This is a genomic window from Roseibium sediminicola (genome assembly GCF_023156505.1).
Classification (GTDB): Bacteria; Pseudomonadota; Alphaproteobacteria; order Rhizobiales; family Stappiaceae; genus Roseibium; species Roseibium sediminicola.
This window is the reverse complement of record NZ_JALNMJ010000010.1, coordinates 99,642-121,785: the sequence shown is the minus strand read 5'-3', so window position 1 is coordinate 121,785 and position 22,144 is coordinate 99,642. Positions and strand designations below refer to the sequence as shown.

At 60.8% G+C, this 22,144-nt stretch carries 21 protein-coding genes and 1 other RNA gene; 18 read left to right on the top strand and 4 right to left on the bottom strand.

What is annotated here, in order from left to right:
• The first annotated feature begins 60 nt into the window (after positions 1 to 60).
• The 6 genes from M0H32_RS15485 (at position 61) to arsH (ending at position 4,140) form a co-directional block, all read left to right on the top strand.
• Complete coding sequence (locus tag M0H32_RS15485) at positions 61 to 618, top strand: TRAP transporter small permease (RefSeq protein WP_248155581.1); 558 nt, start codon at positions 61 to 63, stop codon at positions 616 to 618.
• Complete coding sequence (locus M0H32_RS15480) at positions 618 to 1,922, top strand: TRAP transporter large permease (RefSeq protein WP_248155579.1); 1,305 nt, start codon at positions 618 to 620, stop codon at positions 1,920 to 1,922. The genes M0H32_RS15485 and M0H32_RS15480 overlap by 1 nt, the downstream gene beginning before the upstream one ends.
• 198 nt (positions 1,923 to 2,120) lie before the next feature.
• Positions 2,121 to 2,579, top strand: a complete 459-nt coding sequence (locus M0H32_RS15475) for a winged helix DNA-binding protein (RefSeq protein ID WP_282449400.1) — start codon at positions 2,121 to 2,123, stop codon at positions 2,577 to 2,579.
• Between the two features lie 68 nt (positions 2,580 to 2,647).
• On the top strand, positions 2,648 to 2,995 hold the full coding sequence (locus M0H32_RS15470) for an ArsR/SmtB family transcription factor (protein ID WP_248155575.1): 348 nt from the start codon (positions 2,648 to 2,650) through the stop codon (positions 2,993 to 2,995).
• 7 nt (positions 2,996 to 3,002) lie between these two features.
• Positions 3,003 to 3,407, top strand: coding sequence for an arsenate reductase (glutaredoxin) (arsC, locus tag M0H32_RS15465; RefSeq protein WP_248155573.1), 405 nt, complete (start codon positions 3,003 to 3,005; stop codon positions 3,405 to 3,407).
• Positions 3,400 to 4,140 carry an arsenical resistance protein ArsH gene (gene arsH, locus M0H32_RS15460; RefSeq protein ID WP_248155570.1) on the top strand — a complete coding sequence of 247 codons (741 nt, stop codon included), beginning with the start codon at positions 3,400 to 3,402 and terminating at the stop codon, positions 4,138 to 4,140. The genes arsC and arsH overlap by 8 nt, the downstream gene beginning before the upstream one ends.
• A 2-nt stretch (positions 4,141 to 4,142) precedes the next feature.
• Here the strand turns inward: arsH and M0H32_RS15455 are convergent, their stop codons facing one another.
• The gene (locus M0H32_RS15455) at positions 4,143 to 6,344 is read right to left on the bottom strand and encodes a putative bifunctional diguanylate cyclase/phosphodiesterase (protein ID WP_248155568.1); all 2,202 of its coding nucleotides are present in this window, start codon (positions 6,342 to 6,344) and stop codon (positions 4,143 to 4,145) included.
• Positions 6,345 to 6,593: 249 nt separating this feature from the next.
• Between M0H32_RS15455 and M0H32_RS15450 the strand changes: the two genes are divergently transcribed.
• From M0H32_RS15450 to M0H32_RS15440, 3 genes are all read left to right on the top strand, one after another.
• Complete coding sequence (locus tag M0H32_RS15450; RefSeq protein ID WP_248155566.1) at positions 6,594 to 7,286, top strand: TerB family tellurite resistance protein; 693 nt, start codon at positions 6,594 to 6,596, stop codon at positions 7,284 to 7,286.
• Complete coding sequence (locus tag M0H32_RS15445) at positions 7,283 to 8,047, top strand: N-acetylmuramoyl-L-alanine amidase (protein WP_248155564.1); 765 nt, start codon at positions 7,283 to 7,285, stop codon at positions 8,045 to 8,047. The genes M0H32_RS15450 and M0H32_RS15445 overlap by 4 nt, the downstream gene beginning before the upstream one ends.
• A gap of 422 nt (positions 8,048 to 8,469) precedes the next feature.
• Positions 8,470 to 9,075, top strand: a complete 606-nt coding sequence (locus M0H32_RS15440; RefSeq protein ID WP_345779337.1) for a lytic transglycosylase domain-containing protein — start codon at positions 8,470 to 8,472, stop codon at positions 9,073 to 9,075.
• Between the two features lie 85 nt (positions 9,076 to 9,160).
• On the opposite strand, the gene M0H32_RS15435 is transcribed toward M0H32_RS15440, so the two are convergent.
• Complete coding sequence (locus M0H32_RS15435) at positions 9,161 to 9,835, bottom strand: pyridoxamine 5'-phosphate oxidase family protein (RefSeq protein WP_248155561.1); 675 nt, start codon at positions 9,833 to 9,835, stop codon at positions 9,161 to 9,163.
• An 83-nt stretch (positions 9,836 to 9,918) separates the two neighbouring features.
• Between M0H32_RS15435 and pdxR the strand changes: the two genes are divergently transcribed.
• From pdxR to rnpB, 4 genes are all read left to right on the top strand, one after another.
• Positions 9,919 to 11,391, top strand: coding sequence for a MocR-like pyridoxine biosynthesis transcription factor PdxR (pdxR, locus tag M0H32_RS15430; RefSeq protein ID WP_248155559.1), 1,473 nt, complete (start codon positions 9,919 to 9,921; stop codon positions 11,389 to 11,391).
• Positions 11,388 to 11,978 (top strand): Crp/Fnr family transcriptional regulator, encoded by a 591-nt coding sequence (locus tag M0H32_RS15425; RefSeq protein WP_248155557.1) that lies wholly within the window; start codon positions 11,388 to 11,390, stop codon positions 11,976 to 11,978. The genes pdxR and M0H32_RS15425 overlap by 4 nt, the downstream gene beginning before the upstream one ends.
• 69 nt (positions 11,979 to 12,047) lie before the next feature.
• Positions 12,048 to 12,779: an SDR family NAD(P)-dependent oxidoreductase gene (locus tag M0H32_RS15420; protein WP_248155555.1), complete on the top strand. Its 732-nt coding sequence runs from the start codon at positions 12,048 to 12,050 to the stop codon at positions 12,777 to 12,779.
• Between the two features lie 75 nt (positions 12,780 to 12,854).
• Positions 12,855 to 13,263, top strand: an RNA gene (gene rnpB, locus M0H32_RS15415) — RNase P RNA component class A.
• A 13-nt stretch (positions 13,264 to 13,276) separates the two neighbouring features.
• Here the strand turns inward: rnpB and M0H32_RS15410 are convergent.
• Together M0H32_RS15410 and M0H32_RS15405 are read right to left on the bottom strand one after the other, a co-directional pair.
• Positions 13,277 to 14,764, bottom strand: coding sequence for a flavin-containing monooxygenase (locus M0H32_RS15410; protein ID WP_248155553.1), 1,488 nt, complete (start codon positions 14,762 to 14,764; stop codon positions 13,277 to 13,279).
• A 25-nt stretch (positions 14,765 to 14,789) separates the two neighbouring features.
• Entirely contained in the window at positions 14,790 to 15,236 is a 447-nt protein-coding gene (locus tag M0H32_RS15405; RefSeq protein ID WP_248155552.1) for a cupin domain-containing protein, read from the bottom strand.
• A 151-nt stretch (positions 15,237 to 15,387) separates the two neighbouring features.
• On the opposite strand from M0H32_RS15405, the gene M0H32_RS15400 reads away from it, so the two are divergent.
• The 5 genes from M0H32_RS15400 (at position 15,388) to ftsL (ending at position 22,140) form a co-directional block, all read left to right on the top strand.
• Complete coding sequence (locus tag M0H32_RS15400) at positions 15,388 to 16,398, top strand: AraC family transcriptional regulator (protein ID WP_248155550.1); 1,011 nt, start codon at positions 15,388 to 15,390, stop codon at positions 16,396 to 16,398.
• A gap of 197 nt (positions 16,399 to 16,595) precedes the next feature.
• Positions 16,596 to 19,610: a hypothetical protein gene (locus tag M0H32_RS15395; RefSeq protein WP_248155548.1), complete on the top strand. Its 3,015-nt coding sequence runs from the start codon at positions 16,596 to 16,598 to the stop codon at positions 19,608 to 19,610.
• A 669-nt stretch (positions 19,611 to 20,279) separates the two neighbouring features.
• Positions 20,280 to 20,747, top strand: a complete 468-nt coding sequence (locus tag M0H32_RS15390) for a division/cell wall cluster transcriptional repressor MraZ (RefSeq protein WP_248155546.1) — start codon at positions 20,280 to 20,282, stop codon at positions 20,745 to 20,747.
• Positions 20,744 to 21,784 carry a 16S rRNA (cytosine(1402)-N(4))-methyltransferase RsmH gene (gene rsmH / locus M0H32_RS15385; RefSeq protein WP_248155544.1) on the top strand — a complete coding sequence of 347 codons (1,041 nt, stop codon included), beginning with the start codon at positions 20,744 to 20,746 and terminating at the stop codon, positions 21,782 to 21,784. The genes M0H32_RS15390 and rsmH overlap by 4 nt, the downstream gene beginning before the upstream one ends.
• Positions 21,785 to 21,786: 2 nt before the next feature.
• The gene (gene ftsL, locus M0H32_RS15380; RefSeq protein WP_248155541.1) at positions 21,787 to 22,140 is read left to right on the top strand and encodes a cell division protein FtsL; all 354 of its coding nucleotides are present in this window, start codon (positions 21,787 to 21,789) and stop codon (positions 22,138 to 22,140) included.
• Positions 22,141 to 22,144: the final 4 nt, after the last annotated feature.

The window sequence follows — 22,144 nt, the reverse complement described above, 5'->3', positions numbered from 1 at the left end:
TGCGGTCCGGCCGAACGATCAACTACAAATAAAACTTGCTCTTACCGGTGGGGGAAGCCGATGCGAAAGGCTTTGAATACTCTTTATAAAGCGGCAACGGCGCTGGCCGCCTGTTGTCTGCTTGTCATCGCCACGCTTGTGGCGCTCCAGGTGCTTGGTCGTATTGCCGATTATCTGATGACGGCTGGTGGGTTTGAACCGTTGAGGTTCCAGGTGCCATCGCTGGCCGAAATTGCCGGCTTTCTTCTCGTCGGCGCTTCCTTTCTCGCGCTGGCGGGAACGCTTCGCAACAACGACCACATTCGTGTGAACATGCTTCTCCAGGCTGTCCCGGCGGGAGCCGCGCGTCTGCTCAACATTTGGGTGATTGCAATTGCCCTTGTCCTGGCGGCGTTCTTCACCTGGAACGCGGCACAGCTGGCGCTGGACAGCTACAAGTTCAATGAAACGTCCTATGGCGTCATTCCGGTCCCGTTGGTCTATCCGCAAGCGGTCATGACCCTGGGGCTTTTGGTCTTCGCCATCTCCCTTCTGGATGACCTGATCGTTGCGCTGATGGGGCGCGCCCCGAGTTTTGAAACGGTGGTCAAGGCCGACCCGATCGAGGGGAAAGAATAATGGACCTCTCTGTAATCGCCTTGCTGCTTGGTCTCGGCATGCTGGCGGCACTCGCCACCGGGATCTGGGTTGCTGTTGCCCTCTTTTCCGTTGCACTGGCCGCAATGTTTTTCCTGGTGTCCGTGCCCGCAGGCACCGTCATGGCCACTACCGTCTGGGGCGCTGCCAATTCTTGGGACCTGACAGCGTTGCCGATGTTCATTTGGATGGGCGAGATCCTGTTCCGCTCGCGCCTGTCGGAGGATATGTTCGCGGGCCTGTCGCCGTGGATGCGCAATTTGCCGGGCCGACTGCTTCATGTGAACATTCTCGGTTGTGGCATCTTTGCAGCCGTGTCCGGTTCGTCCGCGGCGACAACCGCCACGATCGGCCGCATGTCGCTGCCCGAACTCAGGCAACGCGGCTACGATGAGCGCATGGCCATCGGCACACTTGCCGGATCGGGAACCCTCGGGCTGCTGATCCCGCCGTCAATCATCCTGATCGTCTACGGCGCGGCGACGGAACAGTCCATCGCGCGCCTGTTCATGGCCGGGGTTCTGCCCGGGGCAATGCTGTGCGTGCTGTTCATGGGCTATGTCGCGATCTGGGCACTCCTGAACAGGCAGAAGATGCCCGAACAGGAAGAAACCATGCCCGTCCAGGAAAAGCTTTGGGCAACACTGCGGCTGCTTCCCGTCATCGGACTGATCGTAGGCATCATCGGATCCATCTATGCCGGGCTTGCCTCGCCCACCGAGGCGGCGGCCATTGGTGTCATGCTGTCCCTGCTGCTCTCCTGGGCCAGCGGGACCCTGAACCGGACAAGCTTTGTAGATGCCTTGATGGGCGCGACCCGGACCTCGTGCATGATCGCCTTCATCCTGGCTGGCGCTGCCTTCCTGACGGTGGCCATGGGCTATACCGGGATTCCGCGCGAACTGGCGGCCTGGATCGGCTCCATGAACCTGTCGCCCTATGCGCTCCTGATCGCCCTGACGCTGTTCTTCGTGGTGCTCGGCTGTTTCCTGGACGGTATCTCGGTCGTTGTCCTGACCACCTCGGTGATCCTGCCGATGGTCGAGCAGGCCGGTATGGACCTGATCTGGTTCGGTATCTATCTGGTGCTGGTGGTGGAAATGAGCCAGATCACCCCGCCGGTCGGCTTCAACCTGTTCGTTTTGCAGGGTATGACCGGGCACAACATCTTCAAGGTCGCGAAGATGGCGCTGCCGTTCTTCCTGCTGATGATCCTGGCGATTGTGCTGATTGTGGCCTTCCCGGGCCTGGCGCTCTGGCTGCCGCAGGCCATGCAGGGCGGTTAGGGCAGCTTGCGTTCGGTCCCGGTCCGGACTAAGTGCTCTAGACTTGAAAAGCATCCCGGTACAGGCTTCCAACATGGTTGCCTGTACCGGCGTGTTTGCTAACAGCGCTGGAGACCGGATGTGAGCGACAAGACAGAAACGAAAGCCGAGCTGCCCATCGGTCCCGTTGTCTCGGCCGCCCACCTTGCTTCCGGCGCAATGCCGGCGCTTTCCGAAATCGAGTTTGCCGTCACCATGATGGTCAATGCCTATCACCGCTGGATGGTGCGCTGCATGGCGGCCAGCGGTTCGGAAGGGCTCGGGCCGCTGGATGTGCTGGTGCTGCATTCGGTCAATCACCGTGGCCGCGCCAAGACCCTTTCCGATATCTGCCTGGTGCTCAACATCGAGGACACCCACACGGTGACCTACGCTCTCAAGAAGCTCGAAAAGGCTGGCCTGATTGCCTCCGGACGCAGGGGCAAGGAAAAGACCGCCGAGATCACGCCCTCCGGCGAGACCGCCTGTCTGGAATACCGCCGTCTGCGCGAGGCGCTTTTGGTGGAACCGATGAAGGCGCTGGGCCTCGACGAGACAGAACTCTCCAAACTGGCCGCGACCCTGCGGCTCGTCTCCGGAAATTACGATCAGGCCGCTCGGGCCGCGGCTGCCATGTAATCTTCCAAAAATGTTGCAGGGCAGCATTATTGCGTTGAATGCTACAAAATTTCTTGTAGTGTCGAATTATGAAAGATCTCGATGCCATTGCCGCTCTTGGAGCGCTTGCGCAGGAGGACCGTCTGGCCGCCTTCCGGCTGCTGATGAGCGAAGGGCCGGGCGGCCTTCCCTCCGGCAGGGTTGCCGAGCGGCTGGAGATTCAGCCGACCCGGATGTCGTTTCACCTGGCGACACTGGAACGGGCTGGGCTGCTGACGGCAAGGCGGGATGGACGGCATATTCATTACGCGGTCGATTTTGCCCGCATGCGGCACCTGTTGGCGTTCCTGATGCAGGATTGCTGTGGCGGTAATCCCGCCATTTGCAGTTTCACACCGACCGATTTCACAAAGCCTGCGGGCGTTGAACAGGACTGACCCGATCATGACCATCACCATCTATCACAATCCAAAATGCGGTACCTCGCGCAACACGCTGGAAATGATCCGCAAGTCCGGCGAAAAGCCGCAGGTGATCGAATATCTGAAAACGCCGCCGAGCCGGGACGAACTGGTCGACCTTATCGGCCGCATGGGCCTTCCCGTGCGCGATCTGCTGCGCCAGAAGGGCACACCATACGATGAGCTTGAACTTGGCGAGGACAAGTGGACAGACGACCAGCTGATCGACTTCATGATGGCGCATCCGATCTTGATCAACCGGCCGATTGTTGTCTCGGACAAGGGCGTGCGCCTGTGCCGGCCATCGGAGAGGGTCCTGGATCTGCTGGCGACGGAGATCGGCACCTTCACCAAGGAAGACGGTGAGGTGGTCACCTCGAATGACTGATACGGGAATGGATGCAAGCGGCCTCGGCAATGTTTCGACCGAAGACCTGAGGCCGATCTCGAAAGACACCCTGTTTGCACCGGACGGTCTCAGTCATCCGCCACGGATCCTGCTTCTCTACGGCTCTCTGCGGGAACGGTCCTACAGCCGCTTTCTGACGCTGGAGGCGCAGCGGTTGCTCGAGGCCTTCGGTGCGGAAACGCGGGTCTTCGATCCTTCTGGCCTGCCGTTGCCGGATGATTCGGAGGCCGATCACCCGAAGGTGGCGGAACTTCGGGACCTGTGCGCCTGGTCGGAGGGGCAGGTTTGGTGCTCGCCAGAGCGCCATGGTGCCATGACGGGCATCTTGAAGTCGCAGATCGACTGGGTGCCGTTGAGCGTCGGGGCCATCCGGCCGACGCAGGGCAAGACGCTGGCACTGATGCAGGTGTCCGGTGGATCGCAGTCTTTCAATGCTGTCAATCAGATGCGTGTTCTTGGACGCTGGATGCGGATGGTTACCATCCCCAACCAGTCCTCAGTCCCCAAGGCCTATCAGGAATTCGACGACGATGGGCGCATGAAACCGTCGGCGCTTTATGACCGTGTGGTCGACGTCATGGAAGAGCTGATGAAATTCACGCTGCTGGTGCGGGGCCGGTCGGATCATCTGGTCGACCGCTATTCGGAACGCAAGGCAGAAAGATTGAAGCTGCAGATGGCGGCAAGAGAGGTGCTTGAGGCAAGTCGGTAGGATTACCCGGTCGACTTGAGCGGCAGCGGGGCCACTTCGCGCAGGCGTGGCTCGCCTTCTGCCGGGGCGCGGGTCGGCTGCAGCGGCACGGCTTTGGCGCCCTGGGCAAGCCGGGGCGCCAACTTGATCTTGGGCGACGGCGCAGCTGGTTTCGCGCGTTGTTGTTGTTGCGGGAACCAGCGGCCGCCAGACGTGTTCAGTGGGAAGATCGGATACGCGTTTTCATGTTTGGCAACAGCGTCCGGCTTGCCGAACATATATCCCTGGACCAGGTCGCAGCCGGCTGCGCTCAACAGGATCGCCTGGGATTCTGTCTCCACGCCTTCGGCTGTGATTGTGACATCAAGGGAGCGGCCGAGACCGACGATCGAGGTCACGATGGCGTCCGTGCTGGCATCCTTGCCGAGGTTCTGGATGAAGGCCTTGTCGATCTTGATCTTGTCGAAGGGAAACAGGCTCAGATAGCTGAGCGACGAATACCCGGTGCCAAAATCGTCCATGGCGATGGAGACGCCCATGTCGCGGATCTGTTGGAGCGTTTCGATGACGGCGTCGGTGTTGGAGATCAGCAGGCTTTCCGTGATCTCGATTTCCAGGCGTTTCGGGTCCAGCCTGGAATTCTGCAGCGCCTGGGCAACGCGTTTCTGGGTTTCACCGGCAATGAACTGGGCAGGCGAGACATTGACAGCAACGCGCCGGCTCTGGTCCGACCAGAGGGCGGCTTCCTGGCAGGCGTGGTTGAGCACCCAGGTGCCGATTTCCTCGATAAGGCCGGTATCTTCTGCAATCGGAATGAAAATATCGGGGCGGATCATGCCCTTTGTGGGGTGATCCCAGCGGATCAGCGCTTCATAGCCCCTGAGGCTACCGTCCTTCAGCGCGTATTGCGGTTGGTAGAGAAGCTTGAACTGGTCGAATTTGAGTGCCTTGCCCAGGCCTTCCTCGATTTCCTTGCGTTTCTGGGCTTCCGCGTCGAGGCCAGGCGTGTACCAGGAAAAGGTCGAACGGCCACTGTGCTTGGCGCGGTAGAGGGCAAGATCGGCGCAATGCAGCAGGCGGGAGGCCCGCCACGACCCGTCCGTCGCCCTGGCCAACCCGATGGAAAGCGAAATCTTGATTTCCTTGCCGTCAATGATGCAGGGCGCGTCCGTGGCCGAAATCATGTCGGCGGCCAGCCGGGTCATCCGGCCTGGATCGGCCGTGGAGGTCAGCATCACCGCGAATTCGTCGCCGGAGAGGCGGGCGACCAGATGGTTGCCGAAGACCGCTTTCAGCCGTTCGCTTACGATCTGGAGAAAGACGTCGCCGATGCCGTGGCCATAGGTGTCGTTAATCTCCTTGAACTTGTCGATGTCGATCAGCATCACGCCGATATTGGAGGCCTTGGCCTGGGCGAGCCGGAGGGCCTCCGTCAGTCTTGCATTGAACACGGCTCTGTTGGGCAGGCCGGTCAGCGTGTCGTGATGGGCCAGGAACTGGATGTCGCGATTGGTGCGGACCTGGTCGTAGAAACGCATCCAGAGCAGGATCCCGGCAAAAACGAAAGACGCCAGGCAGAGGGCACCGATAGCGCCGCTGATCGACCAGATCAGTGACGTGAGGCTTTTCAGCATGTCCGTCTGTGTCACCAGCATCAAAAGGCCGGGATAACCTGCCTCCGCACCGGCCGGCCGGTAGGCGACCAGGGCGTTTGCACCGAATTTACCCTGGAACGTCATGTCGGGAATCGCGACAAGCTGTTTTTCGTCGTTCAGCGCCTTGTTGGCGAGGTCCAGGGTGTTTGACGACCACAGCTGTCCGGTCTGATGCCAAGGAATATCGCCCGGATTGGTCAATCTGTTTTCAGTGCGCGCCGACGTTGGATAGACGAACGCCGCGTCGGCGACCGCGGAAATACCATCTTCCTGCAAAAACAAGGCCTTCAGCCTGGTCAGCTCCTCCGGAGGCAGTTGGTATTGAGGGCCCTGAACCGGAGAGAGCCGCAGGCCCTGAACATCCGGATTTTCCGATGCGTGTTGTGCGGCCGCTTCCAGAATCTCGCCGATCATCTCCTCTTGCGGATGATAAGCCTGTTCCAGTCCGCGCACGAGGAGCCAATGGGTCAGCAGACGGTTGCTCGCGTAGACACCCAGCGCTAGTGTCAGGACCAGCGACATGGATATGAAAAAAATAACAATGTTGCTTCTTACCAGGGGTAAAGCCATCCGGTGAGGCACCATTTGCAACCGCGTATCCGACCAGATTAGGCTTAATTCCTTTAACCATCATGAATCGATTTCAGTTGTCGAAACGCTTCGAAAAGCGTGTGTTTTCGGCCACTTCCCAGTCGGAAATTCACACCCAACCTGCCCAAGCCTAGTCAAAGCCGGGGTGGCCCGATAAGAGTGGGAACAGGCACCGATTCATCACGTTCGGTGCCGACGGTGCGTCTGCCGTCCTGCGGGAGCTGATTTGTGAGTGTCTGGAGTAACCTCGGCGCAATTGTGAGTTCGATCGGAACCGGGGGCGCTCAGATCGTCGACCGTCTGGTGCAGCTCGTCCTGGCGCGCCCGGAAGGCACCAACAGCGTCGGTTTCACGGTGGCAATGATTGCCTTGTCGGCAAAAATGGCCAAGGCGGACGGCGTTGTGACCACAGACGAAATCCTGGCCTTCCGAGAATTGTTCGATGTTCCCCCGAAAGAGGAACGCAACGTTGCCCGCCTGTTCAATCTGGCGCAGGAAGATATCGCCGGTTTCGAGGTCTACGCCAAAAAATTGGCGGATCTGTTCCCCTATGACCGCAAGACCCTCTTTGACATTCTTGATGGTCTTTTTCACATTGCCAAAGCTGACGGCGTCGTCCACGAAAGCGAAATAGGCTACCTTTCCAAGGTGGCGGAGGTCTTTGGGATCGACGATCGTGAATTTTCAAAGATCCTCGCCAGACATGTGCGCAAGGACGGCAATCCCTACGAGGTGCTTGGTCTTGGCCCTGAAGCAAGTAATGCGGACCTGAAGGCCCATTACCGGCGTGAAGTGCAGGAGACACACCCAGATCGGCTGATTGCCAGAGGCGTTCCGGAGGAATTCGTCCGGATCGCCAATGACCGCCTTGCGGCACTCAATGAAGCCTGGTCCAAGATCTGTGCGGAAAGAGGTCTATGAGTGTTGCGACTGACACGGGTGTAAAAGCAAGAATTCACCCGTCTCCAAATCATGGCCAGCGTGCTCAAGGTGCGCCGATTGACATGGTCGTCTTGCATTACACCGGAATGCAAACCGCGGAAGAGGCTCTGCAGCGCCTGTGCGATCCACGCACCGAGGTTTCGGCCCATTATTTCATCGATGAAGACGGGGCCGTATTGCAATGCGTGCCTGAATCCCGCAGGGCCTGGCATTCCGGACGCAGCTTCTGGAAAGGCGAGACCGACATTAACTCCCGCTCGATCGGTGTCGAGATCGTCAATCCGGGTCATGAACACGGCTACAGACCCTTCCCCGATGTCCAGATCGAGGCAGTGATCGCGCTGGTTCGCGACATTTGCCTGCGGCACGGGATTCACCCTTGGATGGTTCTCGGGCACTCCGATATAGCACCTGACCGGAAAGAGGATCCAGGCGAACTGTTTCCCTGGGACCGGCTCGCGGAAGCTGGCATAGGTCTCTATGTACCGCCATTCCCTCTGGGGGCAGGGGTGCTGATGCAGGAAGGGGATGTCGGCCAGCCTGTGGAAGCGGTCCAGTCGATGCTGGCGCTCTATGGGTACGAAATCGAGATCACCGGAGACTTCGATCGCAGGACGCGGCAGGTGGTAACGGCATTCCAGAGGCATTTCCGTCAGGAGAAAGTCGACGGCGTGGTCGACGAATCAACGATTGAAACGCTCAATTCTCTGCTTCGAAGGCTGCCGACATTGGCTTCCTGAGTTGTCTTGGCGAGGGAACTCCCATCTCTAAGGCCGCTTTTCCGGGTCGGCACCAACGCTGAAAACGCTCTGTCAACGGATTTTGTTCCCGCACTGCAGCAATTTTTTCGTCAAACTGTCAGGAGACGTCACAGTCTTTCTCAGGATGGGCCACCAATCGTCAAATTGCCCGCCCAATTTCGCCACAAACTACAGGTTTTGACAGTTTTTCGCATGAATTATCGGTAATGTTCTGTAATAAATTGAAATAATTCGTGATTGTGGAGTGCCCATTTTCGTCCCAGTGCTCCTTCATTTCTCCGCTCCGATTTCAACGCAACGAAAACCAAAAAGGGCTGGACTGAATGTTACGGTCATTCAAGACACTGACTGGGGCGCTTTGCCTTTTCGCCTATGCAACAACACTTGCCGCTCCGGCGGCAATGGCAAGCGGTTCGGGATCCGAACCGATCCTGCACGTCATCGATCCGGACAAGCAGGTCAAGACGACTGATGCCGTGCCGACCGTCGGTTCTGGCAAGAAACCGATCCTGCACGTTGTCGAAACCGACAAGCAGGAAAAGCCGGCAAAGAAAACCAAAACGGCTTCGGTGAAGCGCAAGGCCTCGCCGAAAAAGACACGGACCGCGAGCGCGCCGTCCAAGGCGGTCAGCAAGAGCGAGTACGCGATGTTGATCCGCAAGGCCGCCGCCAAGCATGGCGTGCCGGTCAAGATCGCCAAGGCGGTTGTCGAGGTCGAGAGCAATTTCAATCCGCGTGCGCGCGGCAGCGCCGGCGAAGTCGGCCTGATGCAGATCAAGCCGGCTACGGCACGGGGCATCGGTTACCGCGGCTCTACTACTGCGCTCTACGATCCCGCAACCAATCTGGAGTGGGGCATGAAGTATCTGGCTGGCGCACACAAGCGGGCGGGCGGCGATGTCTGCGGCACCATTCTGCGCTACAATGCCGGTCACTATGCCAAGCGCATGAACCCGGTCAGCCGCCGCTACTGCACCAAGGTGAAGCGGATCATGGCGTCCAGCTAACAACAGGACAGGGCGTTCTGTCGTGGGCACGAAACCCCGCCGGGAAACCGGCGGGGTTTTTCTTTGCTTATGCAGGCCTGGCCAATCAGGCGAATTTCTTGCGTGCCGCCGGTATGGAGGCCGGGACCGGAGTGTCCGCAGGCACGTCAGGAGCGGCAAGCGGTTGACCCAGCGCGGTCACCACCGGAACCACGCCCGCCCAGATGTCAGTGCCCAGATCCTCCTTGTCGTCCACCGGCCCACCGCCGCGCACCTTCGTGCTGACATGCTCCATGTCGAGGGCCAGAACACCGGTTGCCTTCAATTCCTTCGCCATCATCTCCCGGCATTCGTCCCAGCGGCCCGGGAGAAGATGATCGGTAATCGCCGCCAGGGCCTCGATCTGCTCCTGAGGGTCTTCCACCAGCCGGGCCGTGCCATGCACGATGGCGCAGCGGTAGTTCACCGAATGATGAAACCCGGACCGGGCAACAACGATACCGTCGATCAGGGTCACTTCAAGCGAGGCTGGAACGCCGCCGCCATTGGCCTTGACGATGCGGGTGGTGCTGGCACCGTGGATATAGAGCCTGTCGTCGATCCGGGCATAGGCCATGGGAATGACAATCGGCCGGTCGCCGTCGATGAAGGCGACATGGGCAACCAGGCCGGCATCCAGAATTTCGTTTACCAGGTCGCGGTCATAACTGCCGCGGTTCATCTGCCGGATTTTTGCGTAGCCCGGCAGATCCGCCGCCTGCCGCTTTTCCAATGTGGACATTGTCCGTCTCCGCTCGTGAAACTGTCTTGTGATTTGCTGTTTCGTCGATAAATTGGTTCTGTGAAAGGTCCGGTTTTTAAAAAATGACAGATCCAGTTTTTCCCGAAGGTATCCTGAGTGTCGACAGGTCCGGCGAGGTGCCGTTGACCGAGCAGATCTATCGCGGGTTTCGTGAGGCGGTCAGGTCCGGTCTTTTGCTGTCCGGAACAAGACTGCCGTCGACGCGCCGGCTGGCGGCGTCCTTGAAGGTTGCCAGGAACACGGTCAACACGGCTTATGACCTGTTGCAGGCGGAGGGGATCATCACGGTCCGTGGCGGTGCTGCCCCGCGGATCGCCGAAGGCCTGTCACCGGAAGGGGCGACCACGAGACCGTCGCGCCAGGCGGCCGCGCCGGGTCTGTCAGGTCGCGGAAGGCTGTTATGCGCGAACCTGCGCTACGATGGCTGGTGCCGGGAGCCGGGCGCCCTGCAACCCGGGGCGCCCGCGTTGGACTGTTTTCCCTATGAGGAATGGGCGAGATGCCTGCGCAGGGCCGCGCGGCTCGAACGCGGCACGGATCTGCAGTACCAGAACTACACGGGCGTCAACGCGCTCAAGCAGCAGCTGGTGCGCCACCTGGCGACCGAGCGCGGCGTCAGGGCGACCCCGGAGCAGATCCTGATCACCAGCGGAACCCAGGCCAGCCTGTCGCTGCTGGCGCAGGTTCTGTCCGATCCCGGCGACGAAGCCTGGCTCGAGGAACCCGGTTATCTCGGCGCGCGAACGGCGTTCCATGGTGCAGGCCTGACAATCCGGCCGATGCCGACCGATGCCGACGGAGCGGATGCGTCGAAGATGCCGCCCGGTCTGCCGCCACCGAAGATGATCTACGTTACCCCGTCCCATCACTATCCGTTCGGCGTGCGCATGCCGCTGGCACGCCGCCTGGCCCTGTTGAAGGCGGCCGACAGCACCGGTGCGGTCGTTCTGGAAGACGACTATGACAGCGAATTCCTGTTCACGGGACGCCCGGTTGCCGCGCTTTACGGGCTCGCGGAAGAGGGGCGGGTCATTTATCTCGGGACCTTCTCCAAGAGCCTGATGCCGGGTTTGCGCATAGCCTATTGTGTCGTGCCGCAAGCGCTGGTGGAGCCGCTGACGCAATTGATGCGCAACATGGGCTGCGCCGCCAATGTGCAGACCCAGGCCGCGCTGGCCTGGTTCATGGACAGCGGCGCCTACCGAAAACATCTCAAGCAGATCCGCGAGATCTACGAAGCGCGCGGCATGCATCTCGTCGAGGTCTTCAAGAGACGATTGGGCAACCGGCTGGATGTAACGCCGCCGACCGGTAATGTGCAGGTCGCGGTCCGCTTTCGCGAACCGGTCGATGACATCGCGATCGCGCTGGCCATGCAGCGCCGCGGCTTCGCGGTGTCCGCGCTCAGCAACTGCTATCTTGAAACAGTGCGCGAAAGCGGCCTGATCATCGGGTTCGCCGGTGCGACGCCCGACCAGATCGACCGGGGCGCCGACACCCTGGCGGGTCTTCTGTCAGAAAATTGCGCGACATGACAACAGATCCAACTGTACTGATTCAATTCGCCGATTGGCTGCAACACGCCGGCGGCGTTCCGGAAAGCGAGGCGCTCCGGGTCGCGGAACGGGGGGAGGTCCGCCAATTCAGCGCCGGAGCGGTCCTGTTTTCGGCCGGAGACGTGTTGGAGACGCTGTATTTCATCCGCTCCGGCCTGATACGCTTTTTCTATCTGACGCCGGAGGGCAAGGAGTTCAACAAGAACTTCGTCACGGCTGGCAACGTTGCCACCAGCCTCGGGTCCTTCCTGGAAGCGCGGCCATCGCCGTTTTTTGCCGAAGCCCTCGAGGAGACCGAGCTTGTCGCGTTGCCCATGGCCTTCGTCCGCGACCTGAAGACGTCGGACATTGCGTGGGAACGGCTGATCAACGGCTTTGTCATCCGCCTTGCCCTGCAGAAGGAGCGGCGGGAGGCGTCCTTTCTTCTGGAAAGCGCCACCGAGCGTTACGAGGCATTCCTCACTGAGTTCGCGGAGATTTTGGGGCGGGTGCCGCAATATCACATCGCGTCCTATCTCGGCATCACGCCGGTGGCCCTGTCCCGTATCCGGGCACGCCGTTCTTAACCCGGGTTAATGCGCAAGCCTCTGCAACGCAGATAGACCGTCCCCGACTTGCAACGGGAGACAATTGGCGTGACAGACAGGAAAACCATTGTGATCACCGGCGGGGCGATCGGCCTTGGACGGGAACTCACCCGGATTTATTGCGAGCGCGGTGATCGCGTCGTGATTTGCGGCCGGACGCAGTCCGCTCTGGACGACGTCCGGGAGCTTCATCCTGAGGCGATCCCGGTCTGTGCTGATCTGGGGGATCCCACCGGTCGCAAGCGCTTCGTTGATGCCTTGCACGAGTTGGACGGGCCCATTGATCTTATGATCCACAATGCCGCTGTCCAATTTGGTCACGACTTTGGCGCCGGCATTGTCCTGCCCGAGAAGATCGAGACGGAAGTTGTGGTGAACCTACTGACACCGATTGCGCTGACGGCGGACCTGCTGCCGCTCCTGAAGCAGGCCCATTCAGCGCGGGTGGTTTTTATCTCGTCGGCCCTTTCCAGGGTGCCGAAGCAATCGGCTCCGGTCTATTGCGCGACCAAGGCGGGCCTTTCCAATTTTGCCAGGGGGCTGCGCTATCAGCTGGAAGGCACCGGGATTGCCGTGACGGATGTGGTGCCGGACCTCATCCTGACACGCATGGCCGCCGGGCGCGGTGACAAGACGCTTTCCGCCGCCGAGGCCGCGGTTAGGATCGTTGCCGGGCTCGACCGTGGCGCCGACGACATCCGTCTTGGCCGGGTCGGCAAACTGTTCGCGCTGCACCGGATCTGGCCTTCCATGGCGTATCGGATGCTGAAGGCGTCCTGAGTTTCAATGGAAACAGCGAGGGTCTGCGCTGGTGTTGCTTGACCTTGCCGGCAAACGCACTTAAGTCCGCAGGCGCCAGTCGGCCGGACAGCCGCTGCCGCAAGTGCCGAAAGGCCGCGGGGGAGGAAAGTCCGGGCTCCATGGGAACACGGTGCCGGGTAACGCCCGGCGAGGGCGACCTCAGGGAAAGTGCCACAGAAAGCAAACCGCCCCGGCCAAATCGCAAGATCTGTCCGGGGTAAGGGTGAAAGGGTGGGGTAAGAGCCCACCGCGCAACTGGCAACAGCGGCGGCATGGTAAACCCCACCGGGAGCAAGACCGAATAGGGACAGCACGACCCGGAGCGATCCGGGGCAGGCCGGTTTCCAGGCCCGCTGTCCGGGTTGGTTGCGTGAGGCGTCTGGCAACAGGCGTCCCAGATGAATGGCTGTCGCGTCCGTGAAAACGGGCCATACAGAACCCGGCTTACAGGCCGGCTGGCTCTCTATTCTTCGCCCTTAGCCCGCCGCATATTGCGGCGTGCTCTTCAGGAAACCGCCATAGGCGTCCGCGTTTGGATAGGAGAACTGCTCCGCCAGCGGATTGGCCCGCTTGCGTTTCGTTGCCCCCATGTCCGCCAGCAACTCATCGAAATGCCGGAAATGAAACGGCGCCGAGCAAAGCCCGCCATAGACCTTGGCAGCGGGCCGTTCCTGGCGGCGCCAGCGCAGCATGGCGTCGATGTTCTGCCGCATCTCTTCAGCGCTGGGCTGGTTTGCGAGCTGGCCATCGGCATAGCGCACCAGCCAATTGGCGATCATTTCCGCCGACAGGATCGTGCAGAAGCTTGAGTTGAAGCCGACAAAGCCCATGTCCGGCAGGTCCGGGTTCACGGAAAGCCGATAGACCCTGTATTGCCCGTCCCATTCGATCAGTTTGTCGCGGTATTCCTTGGCAAGATACGGAACGCCGAGTTTCCAGCCGACAGCCAACACCGCCAGATCACAAGGGATCTTCTCCCCCGTCGACAGCACCACGTGGCCCGATTCATATGCTTCGAACGTGCCGCGCACCGGCCGGATCGCTCCGCTCTCGAACCCTTCGAACAGGCCCGGCGTGACGATCGGCAGGGAGCAGGAGGCGTCCTTCTCGATGGGAACATCTGGCACCATGTCCCATTTCCTCAATTTGAGCTGGAGCTTCAGCAAGGTTTCGAGGCCGCGGAAGTTTGCCCAGATCAACGGCTTGAAGGCGGTGTGGATTGCCTTGCCGAGTGCGCTGCCGCCCCAGCCGTTGAACTGCTGTTCCTGGGCGCGCATGTAAAGGAGCCGCTTGAAATTGATGCCGCCGACAAAATAGGGCACGCGCCAGACCGGTTCGCGGTAGACCATGGTCACGGATTTGGCGCCGTTTTTGGAGGCATTGACGACCAGATCCGTTGCCGATTTCGAACCGCCGAGCACAACCACGTGTTTTCCGCGCGCCAGCTCCGGATCGGTGTATTCCGAACTGTGCATGACCTCGCCGCCAGCGGCCACGAATTCTTCCTGGCCGGGGTGACGGATGATGTTCTTGTCGGAAAACTGCCCGGTGCAGATGGCGACAAAGTCGACATCTTCCGTCCAGGTCCGGCCGGCAGCTTCCAGTGTCAGTGTCCAGCCCGCCAGACCGTCCTTGCGGCGGTCCATCGATGCAACATTGGTGTTCAGCCGGAACAGCCGCGCCAGATTGTGCTTTTTCGCATAGGCATGCAGATAGGAATGGACCTGCGGACCCTTGGGCCATTCGGGATAGTCGTCCGGCATGGCGAGATCGGTGAAGCGGTAGAGATCCTTCGGCGACTGGGTCTGTACGTCCGGATAGGAGCGCGACAGTTCCCAGACGCCGCCGAAATCGTGGCTGCGCTCCAGACCTAAGACCCGGTGGCCGCGCTCGTCGAAGGCTTTGGCGGCCGCAAGGCCGCTCACGCCGCCGCCGATTACGGCGACAGTCTTGCGTTTCGTCATGAAAAGTCTCCTCTTGGCGCCGCGCTCAGGCCTGGTCGGGCGGCGGCAGGAAGTCGACTTCATGCAAGGCCGAAAGCCGCACCAGTTCCGCCGGGTCGGTGATGTCGTCGAGCGCTCCGAAGAGTTCGAACAGCTTGCGGGTCGGCGCGACGCCGAAGACGCAGGTCGCGGTCTTGCCGGAACGGTTGAAGATGCCGTGGGCCTCGCCCATCGGCATGCGCACCGTGTCTCCCGGACCGGCCTTGTGGACCGCTCCACCCATTTCCACTTCCAGCTCTCCCTCCAGCATGACGATCCATTCGTCCTGGGTCGGGTGGATATGCGGCGGCACGAAGGTCTCGGCAGGTATCACGGCGTGCCAGATGAAAGCGTTGTTGCTCAGGACCTTGGGTGTGTAGGTGTGGCCGACCACGTTCCAGCTGATCGCGTCGAGCCCCGCATCGGCTGCGGTTATTCCTGCTCCGTTGTGCATCTTGTTCCCCTCATGCTTGTCGGATGACCTCATGAGGCTAGGCTTGGGCCACGCGAAAATTTTATCCGGAAAACGAAATTACCTGCATGGGTGCAGTCAAATGCCGCACTGAGAGATCGTCGGCGGCTTGCGCTTCAATCCGGGCGGCGGCATGCTTTCCCCCATGGAAACCCTGGCAGACCGAAGATCCCCGCTCGACCGGTTCCGTTGCTTCGAAACGCGTGACGTCGACGAAGCTCGCCAGATCGTGGCCGCGCATTTTTGCAGTCACCGGCTGGATCGCGGATCGATCCAGGATTGCTTCGACGCCTGCCAGAACCGGGTGGCCGGTCAGCATCTCTCGCTCAACTACATCCGTTACGGCGCCGATGTGACCATCGAGCCCGGCGAATTGACGGATTTTTACCTGATCCAGATCCCGATCCGGGGCGCAGCCGATGTCAGCAATGGCTGCCGCTCGGTGGCCTCGACCCCACGCAGGGCTAGCATCCTCAATCCGGACCGGCATACAAAAATGCGCTGGCATGCGGGTTGCGAGCAGATTCTGCTTCAAGTCGAAACGGGGTTCCTACGGGAGGTCGCCGAGCGCATGGCCGGTGTGCCGGTCGACCGGGTCCGCTTTGCCCCTGATTTTGATCTCTTAGGGCCGAAAGGCGCGGCCTGGGCTGCCAAGCTGCGGGGGATCTTTGGAGCTGCGCAAGACGGCCTTGCCTTCGCTGCGGGGCAGGACGGCCATCAGCGGATCCTGGAAGAGGCTCTCGTTGTTGCCCTTCTGGAAAGCCAGGCGAATACGGCGTCGCCGCTTTTGGAGCGGCGGGATCCGGTCGCCGCGCCGGCCGTGCTCAAGCGCGCCCTGCACTTGATCGGCGGGCACTTTCTGGACGATCTCAGCCTTCTGGACATCAGCTCCCATGCGCGGACCAGCCCGCGCACCCTGCAGATACTGTTCAAGCGGGAATTCGGCAGCGGACCGGTCCACTATCTCCATGACCTCCGGCTGGCCTATGCAAGGCATCTGCTCCAGGTCAGGGATGGCAACCGGTCGATCGCCGACATCGCGGAAGCCTCGGGTCACAGACATTTCGGCCGGTTTTCCGTCGCCTACAAGAAGCGTTTCGGAGAATCGCCGCGCGAAACCCTGCGTGGACAGACCTTCGGATAAAATGCTGTCGGAGTTTCTGGAAGAAAACACAGAGTCGTGTGTTTTATAGGTCCTTCATTGTTTCTTGAAGTAAATCTGGCGGAAATCGGTCTTCCCGCCACAGTAATACCTTGAAACTTTAATGTAGCGTCCATTTTTCGGGCGCTCCGGCTGCCTAGCCTTTTCTAGTCCAAATCAAAACAAGGTGGGACTTGAAAATGGAAGGCACGTTCGAAGACTTCATGGCGGCACTGCTGGCCTTTGAATCGGGTTGGGACCGGGAACGCTACGACCAGGGGATCATCCAGGACTGGCAGCTGGACCAATGGGCCGGCGGGGCGGTGACCGATTATTACCCGGGCTATTCCAGCTGGTCGGATCTGAGCGATACCGAATGGGAAGCCATGGCCTACCGCTCGATGAACTCGCTCGGCTTTGTCGGTTTTCAATTCGGCGAGGCACTGCTGATCGATCTCGGCTATTACGACGCCGATACGTTCTATGGCAACGGCGCGGCGACCAATGCCTGGGAAGGCACCTGGACCGGCAAGAACGCCGTGGACTCCCTGGAAGAGTTCATGACCAAGGAGGCGCAGACCGTCGCGATCCAGGAGGCCTTCGGCTACAATCTGCAGGTTCTGGAAGGGCAGCTGGCCGGCAGTGGCAAGTCCTTGAACGATTTCATCGGCCAGACCGCGAGCTACACCCAGAACGGCCAGACGGTCAATGTCGAGCTGACCCTGACGGGCATTCTGGCGGCGGCCCATCTGCGCGGTGCCTGGGGCACGGCGACATTGCTTTTGAACGGCGCTGTCAGCACGGATGAATACGGCACGTCGATCCTGCAATATATCGACCAGTTCGGCGGTTATGACGCGCCGTCGATCACCGAGCAGATCGCCTTTTTCGAGGACCGGCTGACCGGTGACGAAGGCCTTGGTACGCCAGGCGATGATGGCACGCCGGGCACTGGTGACCCGGGTGGCGATGACAGCAACGGTTCCGCCGGTGTCGGCGAGAATGACGCCGATGTGGTGATCACCTGGGCCTGGGGGCAGGACAAGGTCATCCATGACTTCGACCTGGCGACGGACACGATCTTCATCGACTGGATTGGTGCCGCCGATCTGGAGGTCACCGAAACGGCGGCTGGCGTTGTTTTCGCCGTTCCCTCCAACAACCAGACCACGACCCTGGCCGGCGTTCGGCTTTCGGAATTGAGCGAGGCCAATTTCACCATTCTGGACATTGGTACGGCGGCCAAGGTGCTGGCTCTGGTCGGCGACGGTTCCAGCACACCCGATGTTCCGGACGAGCCGGATACGCCAGACGAACCCGACACACCGGACGAGCCGGACACGCCGGATGAACCTGACGACCCGGATACATCCGACGTGTCGCCGTCGACACCGGACAGCTGGAACGGCACGGCGGGCGTCTCGGCGGCGACCGCAACTGTGGTGATCACCTGGTCCTGGGGCAGCAACCGGACGATCACGGATTTCGACCCCGCCAGCGACACGATCTTCATCGACTGGTTCAGTCCTGAAGCGATCGATGTGGCCGAAGTCAGTGGCGATACGGTCTTCACCATGGCGTCCAACAACCAGACATTGACCCTGGCGGGAATCTCGCTGAGTGACCTGTCGCCGGCCAATTTCACCATTCAAAGCGAAGCGACCGGTCAGGAGATCCTGAGTCAGGTCGGAGCCGGTGGCGGCACTCCGGATGAACCGGATACTCCTGACGTGCCCGATACGCCGGACAGCGGTCCGCAGATGATCCTGATCACGCCGGACAGTTCCTCACGGGTGATCACGGACTTCGATCCGGCCACCGACATGGTGCACCTGGAAGCCGGTGTCATCGCCGAGCGGCTGGAATTTGGGAACACTCCGGAAACGATTGCCGATGTGTCCGACGGTCTGACCATCCGGGTGCTGACCGCCACCGGAGAAATCGCAAGCGAAACGTTGTTGGTCGGCATCGACGCCTCGGATCTCTCCATGAACAATTTCACGGTTGCCGAGCAATCCGCTCTGAACGAGGTCGCGACGCTGCTCGGCGCCGCCGTGGTTACGCCCGACACAGGTGGCTTCGAGGTCATCTATGACAGCTATGGCTCCAACCCGCCGGTGCCGACGGAGGCGAGCGATCTCGGCGGGGTTACCTGGGCGGCCGAATTCGGGGCCGACGACATTGTCGGTTTCAACCCGGCGACCGACCAGATCGACTTCGGCAACGCTTCCGTGCACGGATTGATCCTGACCATGACGCCCAACGGCGAACCGGTGATCGACAATCCCTGGGGACCGGACATGCAGATCCTGCAAGGTGTGCAGGTCTCCGACCTCTCGATCGACAATTTCGGCGTCGTCGGCAACGAGCATCTGCGCCAGGATCTTGGCGGCATCCTCTCCTGGGAGACGGGCGTCGGTCCGCGCGACGCAAACACGGTCTATATCCGCTCTCATGAATACGGTGCCTTTGAGGTGGTCGACGGCTTCGATCCTTCGACCCAGAAGATCAGTTTCCTCTATTTCGGCACGCGCGAGCGGCTGAGTGTCGAGGATACGCCTGACGGCATGGTGATCAGTTCGCTGCCGAGCGGGCAGGGGTTTCTGTTCACCGGCGTCTCCAAAGCGGACCTGATCGCGGGCAATCTGGAATTTCACCATGACCAGGTCATGGAGGACAATCTGGAAGCCCCCTTCGGCTTTGATCAGAACGATGTCTCGCTGGTCTCGCGGGAAGTTCTCCTGACCCCGGAGGCCCCTCCGGGCGAAACGACGGACGGCACTCAGGTGAGGGAAGGCGCCGGTGTTTCGCCCGATCCGGAGGCGCCGGACACACCCGATACGCCCGTCACGCCTGATGATCCTGCGGTGCCGCCGGCAACCGACGACGACATTGTGCTGGGTTCGGGAGAAGACACCGTTCAGGTCACCTGGGACTGGGGGCGTGTGTTCGCGGTCCAGAACTTCAATCCGGCCGAGGATATCCTGCATTTCGGCAGCCTGTCCGCTTCCGATGTTACGATCGAGGAGACCGGCGGGGATCTTCTGTTCACCGTCGAGAACAATGGCGGTCACGGCTACCTGCTGGAAGGCCTGCAGGCGGAGGATCTGTCCATCGCCAACCTGACGGCCGCGACCTGGAACTCCGTCGTCACCGACAATGGCGGCATCGCCGACCAGCTGGCTGCGCTCGGCAATGCGGACCTGTTGATGTAGGTGCTACGGCAGACACCTTGAGACAGCGAAACGCCGCGTCTCTGCGCGGCGTTTCTTTCTGGCAGCAAATGACTTTCCTCACCATCGTCTTCCCGGGCGGAGCGTAGCGCAGACCCGGGACCGGAGAGCACGGGCCTTTCGATAGGGTGACCCGGAACAGCCAACGGCTTCCGGCTCTCCGATCCCGGCTCGCGCTCCGCTTGGCCGGGATGACGAGAGAGAGGAAGTGCATCTGCTGATCTCAGCCGGAAGCACCGCGTCAGGCCGCGCCCCCTGTCATTCTCCACAAGTCTTTGCAACTAGGCATATTTTGCCGCTTTGCCGAGCCTTCTCTGTGAAAACCTCCGTATTCCTGCGAATCCGATTCTTCATTTGTGTCAAGGCTTCATTAAGCATGTTGGCAGTAAGGTCGGTCGACGGGGTCGTGTGCGATCAAATCGAGCCGGAATCCATGAGATTCCATTGACCGCCCATGAAATCCCATGGTATCCCATAGATACCCAGAATGGGGAGCGCGGGCCCATTTCAGTAGGGCTTGGGACATCGGTTTAACGGCTCGGCAACCGCCGCTTTCGCAAATTGCATGTCCCTGCAGGTAAGCCGGCCTTTCCTTGCATTCTTGGGATTCTATGGGATTTGAACGGGTGGGGACCCGTTTCGAGGGGATTGATGGCCGGCTTTGTTTCTCACTTTACCAACCGGCTGGATGCCAAGGGTCGCGTGTCGATCCCGGCGCCCTTCCGTGCGGTTTTGGCGAGAGATGGATTTGACGGTCTTTATTGCATTGCTTCTGCTCATTGCGCCGCGGTCGACGCCGGCGGCAATGACTTGTTGGCCGAGATCAACAAGCGCTCGGAAGCTTTCGCAAAACTCTCCCCGGATCACGATGCCCTGGCCGTGGCGCTGTTCGGTGCCAGTGAAAATCCGCGTATCGACGGAGATGGCCGCATGACCATTTCCGACATGATCCGCGATCACACCGGCCTTGCCGACCAGGTCACCTTTGTCGGCATGAACTACAAGTTCCAGATCTGGGAGCCGGAAAAGTTTCGCGAGTACCGCGCAGAGGCCCAAAGGCGCGCGCTCGCGATGTTGTCGGGGCAGGTCCCCGCACCCTCTCAGGGAGAGCCGGCATGATGGCGCTCGGCGACAGAGACGCTGCTTCTGCCGCTGGCGGACCCGAGCGCCATGTGCCGGTTCTCCTGACGGAGGTCCTTCAGTGGCTGGATCCGCAGCCGGGCGAGGTGATGATCGACGGCACGTTCGGCGCCGGCGGCTATTCCCGGGCGATGCTGGCGCGCGGCGCGAAAGTCATCGGTATCGACCGGGATCCGGACGCGATTGCCGGCGGTCAGGAGCTTGTGAGCGAGGCGGACGGCAATCTCATTCTGGTGCCCGGCCAATTCGCCGAGCTTGAACAGCACGCACGCGCCAACGGCTTTGACGGCGTCGATGGCGTTGTCCTGGATCTCGGCGTGTCCTCCATGCAGCTGGACGAGGCCGAGCGCGGGTTTTCCTTCCTGCGCGACGGTCCACTCGACATGCGCATGGAGCAGGCCGGCCCGTCCGCGGCCGATGTGGTCAACGAATTGCCGGTCCGGGACCTGATCCGCGTGATCGGTCTTCTGGGTGAGGAAAAGCGGGCAACCTCGGTGGCGCATGCGATCGAACGCGCACGCCAGGAAAAGCCGTTCACGCGCACGCTGGAGCTGGCGAACCTGATCGAGAAGGTGCTTGGACGGTCGCCGAAAAAAGCGCAGATCCATCCGGCGACCCGGACGTTCCAGGCGCTCCGGATCTATGTGAATGGCGAATTGCACCAGGCCGCCGAGGCTCTGGGTGCCGCCGAGCGTATCCTGAAGCCGGGCGGGCGTCTGGTTCTTGTGAGTTTTCATTCCCTGGAGGACCGCATCGTCAAGCGGTTTTTCCAGGACCGCACGCGGACCCGTGGTGGCGGGTCGCGGCACATGCCGGAGGAGGACGTTCCCCCGGCAACCTTTGAACTGCTGACGCGCAAGGCGGTCGAAGCGGCCGCCGGAGAAACGGATGTCAATCCGCGGGCGCGCTCCGCAAAGCTTCGGGCCGGGCGGCGGACCGAGGCACCGGCACGTATTTTGGATATCCATGAGGCGGGTGTTCCGCGTCTGGCGGACTTTCATGGATTAGGGGGCTGAGAATGGTTCGAACGCTGAACATCCTGTTCATACTGGCGGTCGTGATCGGCGCGGCGACCGTTTACGATCTGAAGCTTGCGGCGACAAAATCTGCGGAAAAGGTCGCCGAGCTCAAGCGCCAGATCGACGAAGAGCACGATGCCATCCGCCATCTGAAAGCGGAGTGGAGCCTTCTGAACAAACCCGACCGCCTGCAGTCCCTGGTCGAACGCTACAACGACTATCTGCTGCTGGAGCCGCTCGACGTGAAGCAGATCGTGACACCGGAAGACCTGCCTGCGCGGCCGGTGATGCTGGAGCCGATCGGCGGCAATCAGATGGGCGGCTATGCCGGCTCGTCGTCGGTTATTCAGTGAGGGG